Below are 19,232 nucleotides of genomic sequence, written 5' to 3' on the forward strand. Positions count from 1 at the left end.
CGACTCCGAAGTCAGTGGACACAGCGGGCGGCTCCCCACTCTAGTCACCCGGCCTGACCCGGACCTGAGTGCGGCGTCAGCCCTCCGCGCCGTCCACGGCGAAGGCCAGCTCCTCCGGGGACGGCCAGCTCTCCAGGGTGGCGCGGGCCTGCCAGGCGTCGTCCGAGTCCTGGTCCACCGGCTCGACCACGAGGGCACCGAGCTCGCCGTCCACCACGCACAGGCGCACCTCGAACTCCTGGCCCTCGTGGGTGAAGCGGCCGCGCACGGGCCAGGTGAAGTCGTGCGGAACGGCGCGCACCAGCGGGGTCTCGGCGTCGACCACCAGCGGCAGCCAGTCGGTGAATTCGACGCCCGGCTCCTGCTCCACGGCCTTCGTGTGCGCCAGCTGGGCGCGCAGTGCGGCCTGGCCCGGCAGAGCGGCGCCCTCGGCCAGGGCCGGGTCCAGGAGGGTCTCCAGCAGCACGCGGGCGGCGGCCGGGACCGGGACCGGTGCGAGTCCGTCCTCATCCTCGGGCATGTCGTCCATGAAGCGCAGCAGGGCACCCTGCTGCACGGCGTCGCGGTGGGTGCGGCGGGCGGCGGCATTGCCCAGCAGGGCGGCGGCCACGCCGAGCACGGCCATGGCCGCGCGCGGATGCGTCAGGCCGGCCCTCTGGGCCAGACCGGTGGCGCCGACCTTCTCCAGCAGGTCCATGCTCTTGGCGTCCCACTTCGCGTAGACGGCCGGGGCCAGGGCCACGAGCCCGCCGGCGGCAGCGCCTCCGGCCAGACCCATCAGGCCGTTGCGCAGGCGGGTGGTGAAGCGCGGGGTCACGCCGGCGGCGAGGGCACCCACGTCCATCGCGGCCCGGAGCTCAGCTGCGCCGTAGACGCCGGTGGCGGCGGCGATGATCCGGTTCACCGTCCTGCGCTCCCGTGCGTCCCCCTCCGAGGGGTCCAGCAGGCTGAGGGCCCCGAGACCCGCGGCGGCGAGCAGGCCGTAGCTGCGGCTGCCCGGGCGCAGGAAGCCGGGGCGGGTGGCCCGCTTCGGCAGATACGCGGCCGCCTCGCCGGACATCGGGGCGTGGGCGAACATTCCGAACTCGGTGGTCTTCATGCCTCCATCCTCTCTGGAAAGTCCGCGCTTGTCGCCTTGAAGTCCGCGCCTGTCGCCATGCGCGGAGCCGGCGCTCTCCCGGAGCCCTCGTTCCGATCCGGAGCCGGCGAGACGCTCTCCGGATCGGAACGAGGGCTCTGAGGGGAGAGGGCTCAGCTCCGTCCGATGTAGGCCAGCAGACCGGCCAGGGCGGCGCGGTGCCCGGCCTCGAGGGTGGGCGCCATGACGGGCCCGAAGGCGGGGTGATGGTTCACCGGGTACTGCTCCGGGTCGCCCTGGAAGCCGCCGAAGTGCCAGTACACGAGGGGGACGCCGATGGCGTCGGCCAGGGCGCCCACGTCCTCCGAGCCCATGAACGGGGCGGCGGAGGTGACCTGCTCTGCGCCGAGCTCGGCGCGCAGGGCGGCGGTGACGCGCTCGGAGTGCCCGGGATCGTTGTAGCAGCGGGGGAACGTGCTGATCGGCTCGACGGTCGGTTCCGGGGCGCCGGAGGCGGCGGCCTCGGCCTTCACGATGCGCTCCACGGCCGCCACCACCTGGTCCCGACGCACGGGGGTGAAGGTGCGGATGTTGAGCTCGATGGTCGCCTCGGCGGGGATGATGTTCTCCTTCAGGCCGGCGTGGAACGTGCCGACCGTGACCACGGCGGACTCGCGCGGGTCCACCTCGCGGGAGACCACGGTCTGCAGCCGGGCCACCGCGTGGGAGGCCATCACGATGGGGTCGATGCTGTCCTGCGGCTGAGAGCCGTGCGCCTGCTTTCCGTGGAAGGTCACCCGCAGGGAGTCGGCCAGGGCCATGGCGGTGCCGGGGATGACGTAGACGCTTCCGGCCTCCAGCGGCATGACGTGCTGGCCCAGGACGACCTCCGGCCGCGGGGCACGGTCCCAGAGGCCGTCCGCGACCATCGCCGCGGCGCCGGCTCCGGTCTCCTCGCCCGGCTGGAACACGAACACCACCGTGCCCTGCCAGGTCTCCGGCGCCTTCACCAGCTGCCGTGCGGCGGTGAGCGCTCCCATCACGTGCGTGTCGTGGCCGCAGCCGTGCATCACCGGGACGTCCCTGCCGTCCGCGAGGGTGCCGCGGGCGGTGGACGCGTAGTCCAGCCCCGTGTCCTCGAGGATCGGCAGCCCGTCGAAGTCCGCGCGGAACGCGACCGTGGCCGCCTCCGGGGACTCCGGGTGCCGCAGGATGCCGACCACGCCGGTGCCGCCGCAGCGGAAGTGCTCGACGCCGATCTCGTCCAGCTGCCGCTCGATCCAGGCGGCGGTCTCATGCTCCTGCATCGACAGCTCCGGGTGGCGGTGCAGGTGGACGTAGTCCGCGTGCATGCGCTCGCGCTCGGCGTCGGTCAGCCGCAGGGCCTGCGGCAGGCAGGTGGGGGTCGGCAGGGGAGCGGCGGTGTCGGTCGGGGAGGTCATGGGGTCCTCTCGTCGGCGATGGCGGCATGACGAAGCCCTCGTTCCGATCCGGAGCGCGTGCGGGGGGCTCCGGATCGGAACGAGGGCAACATGGGCGGGGGAGACAGAGGTCAGCCCTGGCGCAGGCCGCCCTGCCACAGGGCGGCGAACGGGGTGTTGCCGTCCACCGCCTGGCGGATGCCGGCGGTCACGAAGGCCTTGGCGCGCCGCGCAGCCTCCAGCGGGGTGGCGCCCTTGGCCAGCTCGGCGGTCACGGCGGCGGCCAGGGAGCAGCCGGCGCCGGAGACGCCCGCGGTGCCGATCTTCGGCTCGGAGAGGACCTCCACGGTCTCGCCGTCCACGAACACGTCCACCGCGTCCGGACCCTCGAGGTGCATGCCGCCCTTGGCGAGCACGGCGGCGCCGGAGACCTCGTGGATCTTCTTGGCGGCGGCGATCAGGTCGTCCACGGTCTTCACGGTCATGCCGGAGAGCTGCTCGGTCTCGAAGTGGTTCGGGGTGGTGAAGGTCGCCAGCGGCAGCAGCTCCGCCTTCAGCGCCTGGTCGGTGTCCAGCGCGTGGCCGGCCTCCTGGCCCTTGCAGATCAGCACCGGGTCCAGCAGCACGTGGTCCCACTCCTGGGACTTGAGGGCGCCGGCGGTGGTGCGGATGACCTCCGGGGAGCCCTGCATGCCGAGCTTCACGGTCTTCAGGGTGCCCTCGTAGTCCTTCTGGACAGCCTCGAGCTGGTCCGCGATGACCTCGGTGGGCACCGGGAAGAAGCGGTGGTTCCAGTCGTCCTTCGGGTCGAAGGAGACGATGCAGGTCAGGGACACGATGCCGAACACGCCCAGCTCCTGGAACGTCTTCAGGTCGGCCTGGGCGCCGGCACCGCCGGTGGCCTCGGAACCGGCGATGGTGAGTGCGATGGCGGGGCGCTCCGTGCGCGCGATCACGTCAGACATGAGGTCGATGCTACTCCCGTGGCGGCTGTGCCCTCACCCGCGCCCGTCACAGATGTCAGGTGCCCGGGTCCGCTGGGATTCCGCCGTGGGCGGAGCCGCCGTGCTGGCGCGCTCCCGGCCTGATCGGCCAGAGTGGACGCATGATCCTGATCAACCTGAAGTTCACCGTCAAGCCCGAGCTCGCCGACCAGTGGATGGACGCCGTCGCGAAGTACACCGCAGACGTCCGCAGCGAGGAGGGCAACATGTTCTTCGAGTGGTACCAGCCGGTGGAGGGCGAGAAGAACGAGTACTTCCTGCTCGAGGGCTTCACCGACGAGGGCGCGAAGGCCCATGTGGAGTCCCCGCATTTCCAGGAGGGCATCGACGCCATGAAGCCGCTGCTCGCCAAGACCCCGCAGATCATCTCCGAGCAGATCTCGGCCGACGGCTTCGGTCCGATGGGGGAGATCCAGATCGACGAGTGAGCCTTCCGGCCCGCTGAACTCCGGCTGAGCCCGTCTCAGCTCTCCAGGGCGGCCCGCACCGATGCCAGCACGGCGTCCGTGTCGGGCCGCCCTTCGTCCACCGTCACGACGACGGTCCTCACCCGGGCGGCGTCGGCCGCCGGGCTCGGGGGTCGGGTCAATGCCCGGACCAGGCCGGTCAGGTCTTCGGCGAGCCGCTCCTCGGCGTCGGCGGCGTCCGGCAGAACGCCGGTCTCGGCGCCCTCCCGCAGCCAGCCGCGCAGCGCCGCGTTGTGGACGGCCACGGCGGCGCCGGCCAGGCCGAACGCCGTGGCGTCCCCGCCGGGCAGCGTCTCCGGCCGGCCCCGCAGCCAGCGGGCGAAGAGCCGCTCGTAGCCGTGCGAGCTCAGCAGTTCCCGGTTCCGCAGCGCCTTGGACTGCCGCAGCAGCCGGTACCGGGCCTGCGCCTGTGCCGGGTCCGCGGCATGGTGCCGGAACACCCGCAGCACGGCCTCCACGAGCGCGTCCGCGGTGGCCTCGGGGCCCGGGCTCGCTCCGTCCAGGAACTCTTCGAGCTCCTCGAGCAGCACCGCATGGTCGTGGAAGACCACGTCCTCCTTGGAGCCGAAGGTGCGGAAGAACGTGGCTCGGCTGACGCCGACCGCAGCGGCGAGGGCGTCCACGGTGGTGGCGTCCCAGCCCTGCTCGTCCAGCAGGCGGATGAGGGCGGGCGTGTGCGCGGCGAGCCTCTTGTTCATGTCGACGATCATACGCAGTCTGATACGGCGTCTCACTTGACCTGAAACTCAGTCTCATACGATGCTGGATCCAGCATCCCGCGCCGGACAGGCGGAGGCGAGCGGCCGTCGTCGTGAGGCTCCGCGCACCGTGAGGCCCCCGCCGCACGGACCCGGCGCTCCACCTCCCACCGAGAGGACCTGCCATGACCGAGCAGCTGCCCACCGCCGAACCCGAGTACGACATCACCGGTCCCCTGGACACGGACGCCTACGCGATCTTCGAGGACATCGACGAGCAGGACCTCGTCCTCTTCAAGGCCGCACGCGCCTACCTCACCCCCGAGGTCCAGAAGACCCTCCAGGACGCCTGGGACAAGGGCGAGTACCCCACCGGGCTGATCCCGGGACTGGCCGAGGCGGACCTGCTGCGTGACGGCGTCGAGGTCGAGGGCAAGCCCACCTACTCCCGCCTCGCCTCCGGCCTGGCCACCATGGAGCTCTCCCGCATCGACGGCTCGCTGTCCACCATCGTGGGCGTGCAGGGCGGACTGGCCATGCGCTCGATCCAGATGTGCGGTTCCGACGAGCAGAAGGCCACGTACCTGCCGAAGATGGCCGCCGGCGAGCTCTACGGCGCGTTCGCACTCACCGAGCCCACCCACGGCTCCGACTCCGTCTCCCTCGAGACCACCGCGACCCCCGTGGACGGAGGCTGGAGGATCAACGGCCACAAGAAGTGGATCGGCAACGGCGCCGCCGGCGGCATCACCGTCACCTGGGCCCGCTCCACCGAGGACGGCCAGGTCAAGGGCTTCATCGTCCACCAGGACACCGAGGGCTACACGGCCGAGGTCATCCGCGGCAAGATGTCCCTGCGCGCCATCCACCAGGCCCACATCACCTACGACGACGTGTTCGTTCCGGCCGAGGACGTCATGCCGGAGGCCACCTCCTTCAAGAACACCGCCGCCGTCCTCTTCGCCACCCGCGTGGGCGTGGCCTGGGCCGCCGTCGGCCACGCGGTCGGCTGCTATGAGGCCGCCGTGCAGTATGCGCAGCAGCGTGTGCAGTTCGGCCGCCCGCTTGCCCACTCCCAGGTGGTGCAGGAGCGCCTGGCCCGCATGCTCTCCGAGCTGACCCAGGTGCAGCTGCTCGTGCTGCGGGCCTCCCGACTCGAGGACTCCGGCCGCCTCACCGGCCCGCAGGCCTCGCTGGCCAAGTACTCGGCCACCCGCGCCGCCCGGTCCATCGCCGCGAACGCCCGGGACCTGCTCGGCGGCAACGGCATCCTCGTGCAGAACGAGGTGGGCAAGCACTTCGCGGACATCGAGGCCATCCACACCTATGAGGGCACCGAGACCGTGCAGGCGCTCATCGTCGGCCGTGACATCACCGGCAAGGGGGCGTTCGCCTGAGCCTGGGGGACGGCTCCGGGCCGGTGTGAAGCCGGGGCCGGCCGCCGGCCCTGCTGAGGCCACCACGACGACGGCACCCGCCCTGGCAGGGCGGGTGCCGTCGTCGGGGTGGGCGGCAGGCCAGGAACGTGCCGGGTCCCCATAAGGAAGCGGCCGCCTCCATGCCGGTTCCGTCCCCGACCGGGGCGTCCGCAGGCCACCATCCTGGACGTATTCTGTCCACACCGTGGACACAGCCTGTTGCGCAGGTCACCGTGTGGCCTAGGTTGGGGCCATGGAGAACACGCCCCGCGACCACACCCACCGGTGGCCGTCCCGCGTCGCCGACCACTCGTCCGCCGAGGACCGCAACGCGATCCGCCGCATCAACGAGCTGGCGTTCGAGACCTCTGCCGAGGCGGACCTCGTGGAGGAGCTCCAGAAGGACGAAGGAGCCTGGCTGCCGCAGTTCTCGATGGTCACCATGACCGCCGCGATCCCCGGCACCGACCTGCACTCGGACCCCGTGGCATACGGCCTGCTGTGCCGCGCTCACATCGGGGACGCCGAGACCCTCGCGCTCGCCCCGCACGGTGTGCTGCCGGAGCACCAGAACCAGGGTGCCGGCACCGCGGTGGTGAAGGCGCTGCTCGCGGCCGCGAAGGAGGCCGGCGAGCCTCATGTGGTGGTCTACGGCTACCCCGAGTACTACCCGCGCTTCGGCTTCGAGGATGCCGCCGAGTACGGCGTCACCGCCGCCTTCGCGGACCGCCCGGGGGCCCTCCAGATCCTCGTCCTCGACCAGTCCGTCGAGGTCCCCTCGGGTGAGTTCGCCTACCCCGAGGCGTTCGGCGCGGAGACCCGCGCCCCGCTGAGCTGACGACGGCGGGCGCCCGCGGGGTGGGGTGACACCACGCGGAGCGCCGCCGGCGTCGACCCCCCGTGCGCGGCCGTCCTCACCGGAGAGGGCGGCCGCGCGCAACCATGTCCGGGGCGGAACGGGCTGGGCAGGGACGCCGCTGATCCCCTGTGTGCCACGAGTCGGAAAGCCGGCCTCGACGGGCGGAGTTCCGACGCTGCGGACACAGAGAGCGAGCCTTCACGCGAAGTTGGAGCGCCTCGACAGGCGGAGTTCCGACGCTGCGGACACAGAGAGCGGACCTTCCCGGCCCCCGCCTCACTTCTTGCCGGCGTAGTACCGGCCGAGGGTCTCGGTCTTGAGCTCCGCGAAGGTGCCGTCTCCGATCGACGCGCGGATGTGGTCCACCAGGGACACAGTGAAGCGCTCGTTGTGGATGGACACCAGAGTGTGGGCGACCATCTCCTTGGCCTTCATGAGGTGGCGGATGTAGGCGCGTGAGTAGTGCGCGCAGGTGTAGCAGTCGCACTCGGGGTCCAGCGGGCCCCAGTCCCGCCGGTACTTGGCGCCGGGCAGGTTGTAGCGGCCGTCGCGGGTGTAGAACGCTCCGGTGCGGGCCACGCGGGTGGGGGAGACGCAGTCGAAGGTGTCCGCGCCGTTCTCCACGGCGGTGAACAGGTCGTCCGGCTCGGAGATGCCCAGCAGGTGCCGCGGCCTGTCCTCCGGCAGCACCTCGGCGCACCAGCCGACGATCGTCCCGAGGTTCTCCTTCTCCAGGGCCCCGCCCACGCCGTAGCCGTCGAACCCGGCCTCCGTGCCGTCGGCGTACCGGGTGGTCATGGCGGACAGGTCGGCGCAGGCCTTGCGGCGCAGGTCCTCGTACTGGGCGCCCTGGATGACGCCGAACAGCGCCTGGTAGGGGCGGTCGGCGCGCTCGGCGGTGAGGCGGGCGTGCTCGTCCAGGCAGCGTTGCGCCCAGCGGCGGGTGCGCTCGAGGGCCTCCTCCTGGTAGCCGCGGGAGTTGTGCAGGGTGGTCAGCTCGTCGAAGGCGAACATGATGTCCGCGCCGAGGTTGTGCTGGATCTGGACGGACCGCTCCGGGGTGAACCGGTGCCGGTCACCGGTGAGGTGGGACTTGAACCAGACGCCGTCGTCGTCCACGTTGGCCAGGCGCTCCTTGCCGGGGGCGACGGCGTCGTCAGCGCCCTGCCCGTCCGGGGCGGAGGGGCCCTTCATGTCGATGACCTTCTTGAAGCCCGAGCCGAGGCTCATCACCTGGAAGCCACCGGAGTCGGTGAAGGTGGGGCCGCCCCAGTTCATGAACCTGCCGAGCCCGCCGGCCTCGTCGAGCAGCTCGTCGCCGGGCTGCAGGTACAGGTGGTAGGCGTTGGCCAGCAGGGCCTGCGCGCCGAGGTCCTCCATGGACTCCGGCAGCACGGCTTTCACGGTGGCCTGGGTGGCGACCGGGATGAACGCCGGGGTCTGGATCTGCCCGTGCGGGGTGGTGATGACGCCGGTGCGGCCGTGGCCGGGGCCGTCCTCGAGGCGCCCGGTCACCTCGTATCCGAAGTGCGAGGGGTGGGCGGGCTGCGGCGCGGGGGTCTCGGCGTCGTGGTGGGGCATGGGATCCATCGTAGTGAGCCGGCCGCCTCCCGTGGCCCCCGGATCAGGCCTCCAGCGCGTCCATCACCGCGGAGGCCACCACCAGGTCCTGCCAGGGCATGCCGGTCGTCACGACGACGGCAGGCACCCCCGCCTTCCGCCTCGCCCGGCCTGTGGCCAGGTCCGCGAAGGTGACCAGCTCGCGCTCGGCGACGGCGCCGGACTCCATGCCGAGCACCACCTCGCCGGCCTCGCGCAGCGCCGAGTCGCGCGACTCCACGACCACCTGTCCGCGGGCGAGCAGGGCATCGTCCAGCTCACGGGTGTCCGGGGTGTGGGCGCCCATCGCCACCACCACGGCGTCGTCGCGCACCAGGGCGCCGTCGAACAGCGGGGACGTGGAGGCGGTGCAGGTGACCACCACGCCCGCCTCGGCAACAGCCTCCTCGTCGCCGGCCTCCGCGGAGACGCCGAGTTCGTCGGTGATGCGCGCGGCCAGCGCCTGGGCCTTCTCCGCGCTCCGGCCCACCACGGTGATCCGCTCGACCTCCAGGACGTCGCAGAACGTCACTGCGTGCTCCCACGCCTGGACCCCGGTGCCGAACAGGACGAGGTGAGCGGCCGCCGTCGTGGTTCCGGGCGTGTCCGAGGAGCCGGTGGCCGAGGAGCCGGCGGGGACGGCGCCGGCCAGGCGCGCGCCGAGTGCGGACACGGACGAGGTGCGCAGGTTCGTGAGCTCGATGCCGTTCAGGACGGCGCGCGGCGCCTGCTCGGCACCGCCGAAGAGGACGTAGACGCCCTGGATGACCGGCAGGTCCGCGTCCGCGTTCTCCGGGGTGAGCGTGAGCAGCTTCGTGCCGACCTCCTCGCCGCGGGTCGACGGCATCTGCATGAGCATGCCCGTGGCGGTCTCCACCCGGGTGCGCGGAGCGTCGGTCTCCGGGTCGAGTCCTTCGCGCAGGGCGCGTTCGAGGGCCTCGACGGCGGCCGTCGGGCTGAGAGCGGAGCGCAGGGCGGGGCCGTGGACATAGGGCAGCTGAGAGGGGGCAGGGGAGGCTGTGCTCGGATCCGTCATGGACTCCACCGTACGGAATCCGCCGCGGGCGTACCGGGTCCGCGGTGGCGGATACTGTGAGGGACATCAGGAGGCCGCCCGTGCAGCGCCGCCTCCCCGCATTCCCGAGAGGACACCGATGAGCCACGAGCACCCCGACGGCGGCCGGCGTCGCCGCCACGGCGAGACGCCGTCCTGGTACCAGGGCGGCGGCGACGAGCAGCAGGAGCCCCGCCCCTGGGAGCAGGAGGGGTATGCGGACGCGGGATATCCGCAGTACGGCCGCGACGGACAGGGCCCCTACGGGCCGGGCTCCTACGGACAGGGACCCCACGGGCAGGGCACCTACGGGCCGGGCGGTCAGGTCGGGCCGTACGGCCAGGTCCCGCCGCCGGGCTACGCCGGGGCGGGGATGCAGCCCTGGGCAGGCGGGATGGCACCGCAGCAGTACACCTCGCCCAAGTCGTTCATCGCCACGTGGCTGCTGTCCCTGTTGCTCGGCATCCTGGGAGTGGACCGGTTCTACCTGGGCAAGATCGGCACCGGGCTGCTGAAGCTGTTCACCTTCGGCGGCCTGGGCATCTGGTACCTGATCGACGTGATCATGACGCTGGCCCACGGCCAGACCGACGGCGTCGGCCGCAAGGTCCGCGGCACGCGCAACGAGCAGGCGGCGGCGGTCATCATCACCGTGGTCCTCTGGGTCATCGGCGGCGCCGTCAACGGCGGAAGCTGACACCGGCCGGCATCAATACAGGCGGCTGACACCGACCGGCGGATTCGCGCGTCCGGCCAGAGGGACAGATCGCCGGCCACGGATCCGCACGCCGCACGGGGGCACGACGAAGGGCCAGGACGTCGTCACGACGTCCTGGCCCTTCGCGCTGAGTACAGGCGATCGGCGCCCGCCCTGGGGGCAGGGCGGGCGCCGACCCGTGATCACCGGCGCCGAGGCGAGGGGAGGCCTCGGCCGGGGATCACTTCACTTCGCCGGGCCCGGGCGGGGCCCGGCGAAGTGAAGGTGAGGTGCGGCTCCGGTGCCGATGCCGCAGTGTCCTGCACCCCGCGGGGCGCAGGACACTGCGGACGGTCAGTCCTGCAGTCGGTAGTCCATGCGCTGCATGATCCGAGCGACGTCACCGCGCTGGATCTCGGTGCGGCTACCGTACGTGCCGTCGGCCTGGCCCATGATGATGCCCTGCTCGTACAGCCACATCACGGCCTTGAAGTGGCTGTTGTGGGTTGGCATGTCCGGGAACACGGCATACGTCGGCGGGACGTAGTCCGGGTCGCCCACGGCACGGAACACGAACGAGGCGAACTCCTGGCGGTTCACCATCTGGTACGGGCGGAAGGTGCCGTTGACGTACCCCGAGGTCACGCCGTTCTCGGCGGCCCAGGTGATGGCGTCGAAGAAGTTGCGGTCCCTGCGCACGTCACGGAACGGAGACGTGGCAGGGGCCTCGTGCTCTGGATCCAGGTAGCGGTACAGGAACGCGACGGACTCGGCACGGCTGATGTCATGGTGCGCGCGGAACGTGTTGTCTGTGTAGCCCTGGGTGATGCCGGCACAGCGCATCCAGGTCACGGCCGAGTAGAACGGCGAGCTCGGAGCGACGTCGGTGAAGTCCTCGACCTCGCAGATGTCCGGATCGGTCGGGTCGACCGGATCCTCCGGATCGGCCGGTTCCTTCTCGCCGTTGTGGATGCGGACCGCGGTGGTGTCCACCACTCGGCCGTTGTAGAGCACGTCCACGAAGCCGTTGTAGGCGGACTCGCCGTCGGTGTTCAGGGTGCCCGTGAAGGTGTGGGTCTGACCGGCGGTCACCGTCGCGGAGGACGGGTCGAAGGCCAGCACACCGGTGTCCTCCTCAGCCGGGAAGGACACGCGCAGGGTGTACGGGATCATTGCGTCGGTGCTGCCCTTGGCGACCACGTAGATCCTGTGCTCCGGGGCGGAGGAGAAGATCGGGCCGTTGTAGACCTCGGCACCGGTGCCACGCGTGGTGGAGCGGGCCACCGGGTAGGACGACCAGGAGCTCATGACGTAGATGTCGAGGTCGGCCTCGACGTCTCCGGCGGTCTCGGCCTCGATGCGCACGTTCGGGTAGCCGCGCGGGTACGCGAAGTCGTGGGCGGTCAGGCGCTCGTCGTGGGCGTCGAACAGGGCCTGCTCAGGTGCCTCGCCGGTGCTCTCGTCCACGCGGACCAGGCCGCGCACGCGGGTCTCGAGGGCACCGTTGACGCCGGAGAGGACCGGCAGGTCCAGGGTCTCGTCGGTGGTGTGGCCCTCGATGAGGTCCGGTGCGTCGGCGACGCCCGGCTGCGCGACGACCGGCATGCGTACGGTCTGGCCGTCCGAGCTGGTCCACACGATGTGGGCGGCGGCCCACTCGCCGGGGGCGGCGGAGCCGGCGGCGACGGTGACCTGTACGTCCTGCGCTTGGGCGTTGGCCACGGTGAAGGAGGCCGGGGACACGGACACGTCCAGGCCGGAGGCGCCCTCGACGCTCGCGGTCCAGGTGCCGCCGCCGTCGACGGCGGTCAGGGTGCGCTTGACCGTCTGGGTGCCGAAGAGTTCACCGATGGCAAGGGACGGGACGTTCAGGTCCGAGGCGTCGATCGGGGTGTCGGAGACCGGGTTGCCGGTGTCTGAGTAGACGACGCCCTGGCCGGCCAGGAAGTCGTACCAGTCGCCGCGGTCTGAGTCGAAGGTCAGGCCCGGGTTCATCATGCGGGTCGGATCCACGAAGCCGGCGCCCTCGGCGAACGGCGAGGTCTCCTCAGCGTGGTCGCCCGCGGTTGTCATCATCGCGGACTTGATCTGCATGGGGCTGAAGTCTGGCCGCCCCTGCTTCACCAGCGCGGCGAGGCCGGCGATGTGCGGGGAGGACATGGAGGTGCCGGAGGAGTAGGCGAAGTCCTCGCCGCCCCGGTTCGGGGAGTACGCGGCGAGCACGTCCACGCCCGGAGCGGAGATGTCCGGCTTCAGCAGATCTGACTCGGCTGCCAGAGACGGGCCGCGCGAGGAGAAGGCGGCGACCAGCGGGGTCTGGGTGGCGGAGCCGGTGTTGGTGCCCAGGATCCTGCCGGTGGCGCCCTCGGAAGAGGCGTAGGCCACCACGGCCTCGCGATCGGAGGACGGCAGGTGAACGGTCGGGATGGCGTGGACGTCCGCGTTCAGGCCCTCGGCCTCGGAGACGTTCACCAGCACCATGCCGACGCCGCCGGCGGCCTCGACCACGAAGGACTTCTCGGCGCGGCCGCTCTCGCCGCGGTCACAGACCACGAGCTTGCCCTCGGTCTTGGCGGGGTCCAGGGTGTCCGCGATGCAGAGCGCAGCCTTGGCCGGGTCAGCGCCGGCGGCGACGAGGTCCCGGGCGTACGCCATGGGGGTCTCCTCTTCCAGCGGACGCATGATCGAGGCGCCGATGTAGCGCTCGCCGTCGCCGGTGACGAGGGTCTGCTCGTAGACGGCGTGGGTGGAGGCGGCCACGGTGGTGATCCACGGCGAGGCGTGGGCGGTGGTGGACGCGGTCGGTCCGGAGTTGCCGGAGGAGGCCGCCACGAAGACACCGGCGGAGGCGGCGTTCAAGAAGGCGAGCTCGACCGGGTCCATGATCTCGGTGCGGGAGCCGGAGATGGAGTAGTTGATGACGTCCACGCCGTCGGCCACGGCCGCGTCGATGGCGGCGACGGTGTCGATGGTGGAGCAGCCGCCGGAAGTCAGGCCCTCCCAGCAGGCCTTGTAGGCGGCCACGTGGGCGCCCGGGGCCATGCCGGAGATCTCGCCGCGTTCGATGCCGTCGACCGTGGCGGTCACGCCGTGGTTGCCGGCGGCGGTGGAGGCGGTGTGGGTGCCGTGTCCGCCCGCGTCGTACGGAGAGAGCGACTCGTCGTCCGCCAGGCGGGTGGAACCGAAGCCGTTGACGAAGTACTTCGCGCCGATGAGCTTGTCGTTGCAGCTGTCCGCTGGGAACATCTCCGCGTCGGCGGTCTGGCAGGAGCCCTTCCAGTCGGCGGGCGGGGCCTGGTGGCCAGCGTCGGTGAAGGACGGGCTGTCCGGGATGATGCCGGAGTCGACGATGCCGACCACGACGCCCTTGCCGATCTCGGCCGGGTCGCCGTCAGCGCCGACGAGGCCCTCCCAGACGCCGCCCGGGCCGCGCAGGCCCAGGACGTCCGGGGAGGAGACGGTGTCCAACTGGCGGATCTCGTTCGGCACCACGGCCAGCACGTTCGGGTCGGTGGCGAGTGCGGCCGCCTCGCGGCCGGTGAAGGTGCCGGCGAAGCCGTTGAGCGCTGTGGTGTAGCGGGTGTGGACCTTGCTGGTCGGCAGGCCGGCACGCTGCATGGTGGAGTTCTGGGCCGCGGTCAGGTGCTGGGCGTACTTCTTGGCGGCTGGGCTGGCGGCGTCCAGCTTCTGGGCGGAGCCCGCGGCCGGCTTGGTGGCTGCGAGGCCCGGCAGGCCGCCGGTGTAGGAGGCGACCGGGTCCTGGGCCAGGACGACGATGTATGCGCCGTCCTCGAAGGAGGCGGGCGTGGTGCGCTCGGCGGGGGTGCCGGTCACGTGGTGGACCGCCTGCTCGGTGGCCGAGGGGGCGTTGCCGGGGGCGGCGCCTGCCGCGGTGGCGCCGGACAGGGCGAGCGCGACCGCGGTGGTCACGCCGAGCAGCCTGCGGCGACGTTGCATGGGGTGGGACATGGAATTCCTTCATCGAACGGTGCGAGGCGGCGTCCGGACACCGTGGGGTGACACGGGCAGAGGCGCCGTGACGCCCACTTCAGCATGTTGTGACGATCACCACATAGGATTCACGGTGACGCGATGGCGTCATGGCATGCATGCGCCAGACAGGGCGCCGAGCACGAGAGGAACTGAAGACGTGACAGAGCCGCAGGCGCACCACCAGTCGGACGGGCCCGTCCCGGACCTGTCCGCTCTCGGGCTCGAGACGTGGGACGTGGTCGCCTACCGCCGTCTGCTCGCCGAGTCGTCCGTGCCGGTGGAGGAGCACGACGACGGCACTCTCGTCCGCCTGATCGACGCCGGCCTCGTCCGGGTCAGGGAGGGGCGGGTGTATCCGCTCTCGCCGCGCCATCCGCTGCAGGCCGAGGCCGGCCGCCGTCAGCGTGAGGTGGATCGGCTGCGTGCGGCCGCCGAGATGCTGGTCTCCGAGTACCGGGACAGGCCGGGCGCGACCGCAGAGTCCCTGCAGGTGCTCGTGGGGGCGGCCGAAGTCACCCGGGCCGCGGTGGCCCTGGTCGGGGAGGCACAACGGGTGGTGCGGGGCTTGGACCGGGGGCCGTACTTCAGCGCCGGTCCGCTTCCGGAGTCCGCCCAGCACCGTTCGGAGGGGCGCGGTGTGCTCTGGCGTGTGATCTACGAGGGCGAATCCGTGCGCCGTGACGAGACGGGGCGGCCGGACATCGGCGAATCGCCGGGGGAGGAGTCGCGCATGCTTCCGCGGCTGCCGTTCAAGATGATCGTGATCGACGACCTCGCTGCGCTGATCGCCCTGCCGCCGGACGGCATGGCACTCGGACCGGAGACGGATGTGCGGTCCGGCGGCGAGGGGCTGCTGGTGCGGGGCTCGCTGCTGGTGGGCGCGCTGATCCGGCTGTTCGAGCAGCAGTGGAACCTCGCCGTGCCGGTGGGGGAGGGTGCTGCGGAGCTCGACCAGGCCGACCGCCGCCTGCTCGCCCTGCTGTCTGTGGGGCTGACGGACGAGGCGATGGCCCGGCACATCGGGCTGTCCCGCCGCACGGTGCAGCGGCGTCTGGCGGAGCTGTCCAAGTCCGTGGGTGCGGAGAGCCGCTTCCAGCTGGGGGTGGAGGCCTCTCGCCGCGGCTGGGTGTGAGGCGTGGTGCCCCGGCCCGGCCGGGCAGTCATATGAGTGGGTCGGAGGGCGCGAGCCCGGCTCAGCCGTAGATGCGGCGGAAGTTCTCCAGGATCCGCGGGGGCAGCGGGGCCTGCTGGGCGCGGATGCGCGCGAACACGTCCTCGGCTTCGTGGGGCTCCATGTAGCCGTGGTGCGCGTAGATCCTCAGGCGCTCGAGCAGCCCGTCCTGGTCCAGTTCAGGGTGGAACTGGGTGGCGTACTGGTGCCGGCCCAGGCGGAACATCTGAATGGGGCACCTCTGCCCGGTCGCCAGGACCACGGCGCCCTCCGGGGGGACGGTCAGGCCCTCCTTGTGGCCCACGTAGGCGGAGAACTCGTTGGGCAGGCCCTCGAGCAGCGGGTCGGCGGCGCCTGCCTCGGTCAGGGTGACGGTGACGGGGCCGGGCTTCTCCCCGTAGGCGGTGTCCACCGTGCCGCCGGCGTGCCTGCCGAGCGTGCCGACGCCGTAGCAGCAGCCCAGGAACGGGACCTCGTCACGGCGCAGCACCTCGAGCATCCGCACCAGCTCCGTCTCCACACGGTGCTGCAGCTCGGACTTGGACTCCTCCGGGTCCGAGGTGGTGAAGGGGCTGCCGGAGAGGATCACCCCTGCGTGCTCGGCGAGCAGGGACTCCCAGTCCACGGGCTGCTCGGGGTGCACGGTGACGTGCTCCTCGAGGCGGAACGCGGTGAGGGTGTCCTCCGTGTAGCCGCCGAGACGGCGGACGGAAGCGGCCTCGGCCGCGGAGGCGTCGTCTTCGGGCCGTGTCTGGATCAGCAGGAACGGCCGTGCCGCAGGAGGAAACACCCCCACAGACTACTGGGGGCGTGGGCGCAGCACGTGCTCGCCGCTGTCCTTCCCACTCACTGAGAAGAGGTCAGCTTCCGGTGTCCCTGTCCGAGGTGAATTCGCTGCCCGACCTGGTCCACAGCGGGCCGGCCGACTTGTGATGCCTACTGGTGAGGACACACCCTCATCGCTCCCGAAAAGCGCGAGCCAGAGGGCATGTCCTCACCACTTCGTGAACACGGGGCGCCGTCCGTCGCCCGTCGTGAGCGGTCAGCGGTCAGCTGCCCTTCCCGACGACGGCCGGTCCGGTCCTCGCGCCGGGTCGCCTCCCAGCTCGTGCCCCAGCTGACGGCCCAGGTCTTCAAGCAGCTCAGCGGCCCGGGCGATGCTGTCCTCGTCCGAGGCGGCGCGCTCGCGGAGGGTGAGGACGCGGTCGATGCCGGCCGCGGTGAGGTCCTCTGAGCGAAGGTCGGCCCGCCCGGCGACGGCCAGGACGGTGCGCAAGCGGTGCTGCGTGGGCTCGGAGCCCGAGACCGACGACCCCTTCCTCTGTGGCGAGGCGCACTGTGCCCAGACCGAGCGGGCGCGAGCCGCGGCGACGGCGGGGGCCTTGCCCTGCAGGGACTGTGCGTCCAGGGACCCCTCGCCCACGATCACCACGTCCGCCTCGGCCGCGGCGGCGTCGAAGTCGGCCATGCCCAGGAGGACCTCGGCGCCGGAGCGGGTCTGAGCACCGAGCAGCATCAGGGCGAACCCCGTGCCGCCGGCGGCCCCTGCGCCGGCGGATGCGGTCGGGTCGCCGGAGACGTCGGTGGTGCCCGCCTTGCCGGTGACGGTGGGGACCGGGCTAGGGCCGGAGCGCATCGGGCCAGGGCTGGAGCGCACCGGGCCAGGGCCGGAGGGTTCGGAGCCGGCGAGGGCGTCGCGCCGGGGGCCGCGGCGTGGGTCCGTGCCGGCGTCGCGCAGGAGCACGGCGGCGGCGTGGGCGAGGTCCTCGTCGAGCCGTCCGAGAGAGTCCTCGGGCGCTCCCTTCTGGGCGGCGAAGACGTGCGCGGCGCCGTCGGGGCCGGTGAGGGGCGCGGTCACGTCGGAGGCGATGGTCAGGGTGACCCCCGCGAGCGCGGCACGGGCACCCGAGATGTCGGCGGAGACGAGCGAGTGCAGAGCCGCCGATCCCTCGGGAAGGGGGCGGCCGCCGTCGTCCCTCAGGTCTGCGCCGAGGGCGGCGAGCATCCCGAGGCCCAGGTCCGTGGAGGCGCTGCCGCCGATGCCGACCACCACCTCGCGGGCGCCGTCGGCGACTGCCGCGGCGATGGCCTCGCCGAGGCCACGGGTGCTCGCGCGGGCATGGGTCTCAGGGCCGGGCGCGTCCACGTGCACCAGGCCGCAGCACTCGGCGAGCTCGACCACGGCCACGCCGTCCCGCCGGGCGATGCGCACGGTACGGGGCTCGCCGAGCGGCCCGGCAACCTCCACCGCGAGCGGGACGAAGCCGGCGGCGAGGGCGGCGTCCACGGTGCCGTCGCCGCCGTCGGCCACGGGCACGGTGAGCACGCGCAGGCCGGTGCCGGAGGAGAACGGAGCCTCGGATGCGCCCGGGGCCTCGGCCGCCCGGGCGGCCTGCGTTCCGCGGGCTGCACTGTCGACCCCGCGGGCAGCCTCCGCCCCGCGGGCTGCACTGTCGAGCCCCCGGGCGGCACCGTTGAGCCCCCGGGCGAGCGCGGCGCAGGCGTCGGCGGCGGTGAGGGAGCCCTTGAACTTGTCCAGGGCGAGCAGCACGGTCCTCATGTGGCGCATCCTGCCAGGACCGTTCGCCAACTGGTGAGGACTCACCCACTCGGCTCGCCAACTGGTGAGGACTCACCGTCTGGGCTCGCCAACTGGTGAGGACTCACCCTCTCGTGCGGCGCTGACGGGGAGGATGACGGTGTGTCCTCACCAGTAGGCAACGGGGTCGGCCGACGAAGCCACATCCGGGGCGGCTCAGGACATCTCGGCGACCCGTGCCCGGATGACGGGGAGGACGTTCGCGAGCCCGTTCCTCAAATCGGCCGCCGTCACCTTCACCACCCGCCAGCCATGGAGCTCGCACCAGCGGTCCCGAGCGACGTCGCGCTCCTGCTGTTCCTTCGTGCGGTGGTGCTTGCCCTCGTACTGGATGACGATCTTCCACCGCCTGTAGGCCAGGTCCACGGTCGGTCCGGCGCGGCCGTGGTCGTCCTTGAGCACGACCGCCACCTCCGGCGCCGGGAGTCCCGCGTCCACCAGTGCGAGTCTGGTCCGCGTCTCCTGGGGTGAGCCGACGGCCTCACGCATCAGCTCCACCACCTCCCGGGCCCGACGGATTCCGCGGAAGCGACCGATCTGCTCCAAGACCGCGATCAGGTCACGCCTTTCGACCCGGACCTCAGCAAGGCCGAACCCCTCGACCCACTCCTGCGGCATGAGCGAGTCGGCGATCACCACCAGGTCTTCCAGGGACAGGCCCGACGTCGGAACGCAGAGGTCCCACAGCGTGCGGATGGGGGCGGTGCAGCGCAGGCCGTGCCGGATCACGAGGTGGGAGGGGTCCACCGTGCGGCGGCGGGTGACCACTCCGGGCCGATCGACCCGATGCGCCAGCGAAGTCGTGAGGTGCAGGTCCGTCGACTGCTCGGCCCACCGTGGCAGGGGCAGCCCATGCAGCTGAGCGGCGGATAGGTCCGTGACCACCACGTCGAGGCGATCTCGTTGCAGGGCCGCGGCGACATCCCGGTCCCAGGGGAGTACGGGACCGGTCGTGCGTTCTGCCGCGAGCGGGTCGTGAGCGGCGTCATCTCCGGTGAGGTCGCGGGTGTCCGAACCGTTCGGTCGGTGTCGGTACAGGGCCCGACCGAGTCGCTCGATGTCCGATGCCCGTACCCTGTGTCGGGCCCGATCACCGAAGACGTCGGCGAGCTCGTCCATGGTGAAGACGGCTCCGTCCAGGTGCGGAGGCAGTGGGCGCGGCGGTGTGGGCATG

Annotated in this window: 15 protein-coding genes; 5 read left to right on the forward strand and 10 right to left on the reverse strand. The window is 72.0% G+C overall.

Annotated features, from left to right (window positions below; genetic code table 11):
• Positions 1-76: 76 nt before the first annotated feature.
• The 3 genes from FM125_RS12015 to FM125_RS08600 form a co-directional block, all read right to left on the reverse strand.
• Complete coding sequence (locus tag FM125_RS12015; protein ID WP_087134308.1) at positions 77-1,099, reverse strand: hypothetical protein; 1,023 nt, start codon at positions 1,097-1,099, stop codon at positions 77-79.
• A 152-nt stretch (positions 1,100-1,251) separates the two neighbouring features.
• A complete protein-coding gene (locus tag FM125_RS08595; protein WP_087134309.1) occupies positions 1,252-2,520 on the reverse strand; it encodes an amidohydrolase in 1,269 nt (422 codons plus the stop codon).
• 110 nt (positions 2,521-2,630) lie between these two features.
• Entirely contained in the window at positions 2,631-3,464 is an 834-nt protein-coding gene (locus FM125_RS08600; RefSeq protein ID WP_067190760.1) for a hydroxymethylpyrimidine/phosphomethylpyrimidine kinase, read from the reverse strand.
• 140 nt (positions 3,465-3,604) lie between these two features.
• Here FM125_RS08600 and FM125_RS08605 point away from each other — a divergent pair, with 140 nt between their 5' ends.
• Complete coding sequence (locus FM125_RS08605) at positions 3,605-3,931, forward strand: putative quinol monooxygenase (protein WP_067190758.1); 327 nt, start codon at positions 3,605-3,607, stop codon at positions 3,929-3,931.
• A 35-nt stretch (positions 3,932-3,966) separates the two neighbouring features.
• Here the strand turns inward: FM125_RS08605 and FM125_RS08610 are convergent, their stop codons facing one another.
• Positions 3,967-4,668 carry a TetR/AcrR family transcriptional regulator gene (locus FM125_RS08610; protein ID WP_087134337.1) on the reverse strand — a complete coding sequence of 234 codons (702 nt, stop codon included), beginning with the start codon at positions 4,666-4,668 and terminating at the stop codon, positions 3,967-3,969.
• Between the two features lie 185 nt (positions 4,669-4,853).
• Here FM125_RS08610 and FM125_RS08615 point away from each other — a divergent pair, with 185 nt between their 5' ends.
• The gene (locus FM125_RS08615; RefSeq protein ID WP_087134310.1) at positions 4,854-6,065 is read left to right on the forward strand and encodes an acyl-CoA dehydrogenase family protein; all 1,212 of its coding nucleotides are present in this window, start codon (positions 4,854-4,856) and stop codon (positions 6,063-6,065) included.
• Between the two features lie 274 nt (positions 6,066-6,339).
• On the forward strand, positions 6,340-6,924 hold the full coding sequence (locus FM125_RS08620; RefSeq protein WP_143745310.1) for a GNAT family N-acetyltransferase: 585 nt from the start codon (positions 6,340-6,342) through the stop codon (positions 6,922-6,924).
• A gap of 297 nt (positions 6,925-7,221) precedes the next feature.
• Here the strand turns inward: FM125_RS08620 and tgt are convergent, their stop codons facing one another.
• On the reverse strand, positions 7,222-8,526 hold the full coding sequence (gene tgt, locus FM125_RS08625) for a tRNA guanosine(34) transglycosylase Tgt (RefSeq protein WP_245829928.1): 1,305 nt from the start codon (positions 8,524-8,526) through the stop codon (positions 7,222-7,224).
• Between the two features lie 43 nt (positions 8,527-8,569).
• Positions 8,570-9,580, reverse strand: coding sequence for an ornithine cyclodeaminase family protein (locus tag FM125_RS08630; protein ID WP_087134312.1), 1,011 nt, complete (start codon positions 9,578-9,580; stop codon positions 8,570-8,572).
• 118 nt (positions 9,581-9,698) lie between these two features.
• On the opposite strand from FM125_RS08630, the gene FM125_RS12310 reads away from it, so the two are divergent.
• Positions 9,699-10,295 (forward strand): TM2 domain-containing protein, encoded by a 597-nt coding sequence (locus FM125_RS12310; RefSeq protein ID WP_245232158.1) that lies wholly within the window; start codon positions 9,699-9,701, stop codon positions 10,293-10,295.
• A 354-nt stretch (positions 10,296-10,649) separates the two neighbouring features.
• Here the strand turns inward: FM125_RS12310 and FM125_RS08640 are convergent, their stop codons facing one another.
• Positions 10,650-14,264: a S8 family serine peptidase gene (locus tag FM125_RS08640; RefSeq protein ID WP_087134313.1), complete on the reverse strand. Its 3,615-nt coding sequence runs from the start codon at positions 14,262-14,264 to the stop codon at positions 10,650-10,652.
• Between the two features lie 181 nt (positions 14,265-14,445).
• Here FM125_RS08640 and FM125_RS08645 point away from each other — a divergent pair, with 181 nt between their 5' ends.
• Complete coding sequence (locus FM125_RS08645; protein ID WP_245829930.1) at positions 14,446-15,420, forward strand: helix-turn-helix transcriptional regulator; 975 nt, start codon at positions 14,446-14,448, stop codon at positions 15,418-15,420.
• 61 nt (positions 15,421-15,481) lie between these two features.
• On the opposite strand, the gene FM125_RS08650 is transcribed toward FM125_RS08645, so the two are convergent.
• The 3 genes from FM125_RS08650 to FM125_RS08660 all read right to left on the reverse strand — a co-directional run bounded on the left by FM125_RS08650 (position 15,482) and on the right by FM125_RS08660 (position 19,231).
• Entirely contained in the window at positions 15,482-16,249 is a 768-nt protein-coding gene (locus FM125_RS08650; RefSeq protein ID WP_219337038.1) for a glutamine amidotransferase, read from the reverse strand.
• Positions 16,250-16,501: 252 nt separating this feature from the next.
• A complete protein-coding gene (locus tag FM125_RS08655) occupies positions 16,502-18,019 on the reverse strand; it encodes a glycerate kinase family protein (RefSeq protein ID WP_180525452.1) in 1,518 nt (505 codons plus the stop codon).
• A gap of 195 nt (positions 18,020-18,214) precedes the next feature.
• A complete protein-coding gene (locus FM125_RS08660) occupies positions 18,215-19,231 on the reverse strand; it encodes an endonuclease domain-containing protein (protein ID WP_143745312.1) in 1,017 nt (338 codons plus the stop codon).
• Between the last annotated feature and the right edge of the window lies 1 nt (position 19,232).

The organism is Micrococcus lylae (assembly GCF_900163825.1).
GTDB lineage: Bacteria > Actinomycetota > Actinomycetes > Actinomycetales > Micrococcaceae > Micrococcus > Micrococcus lylae.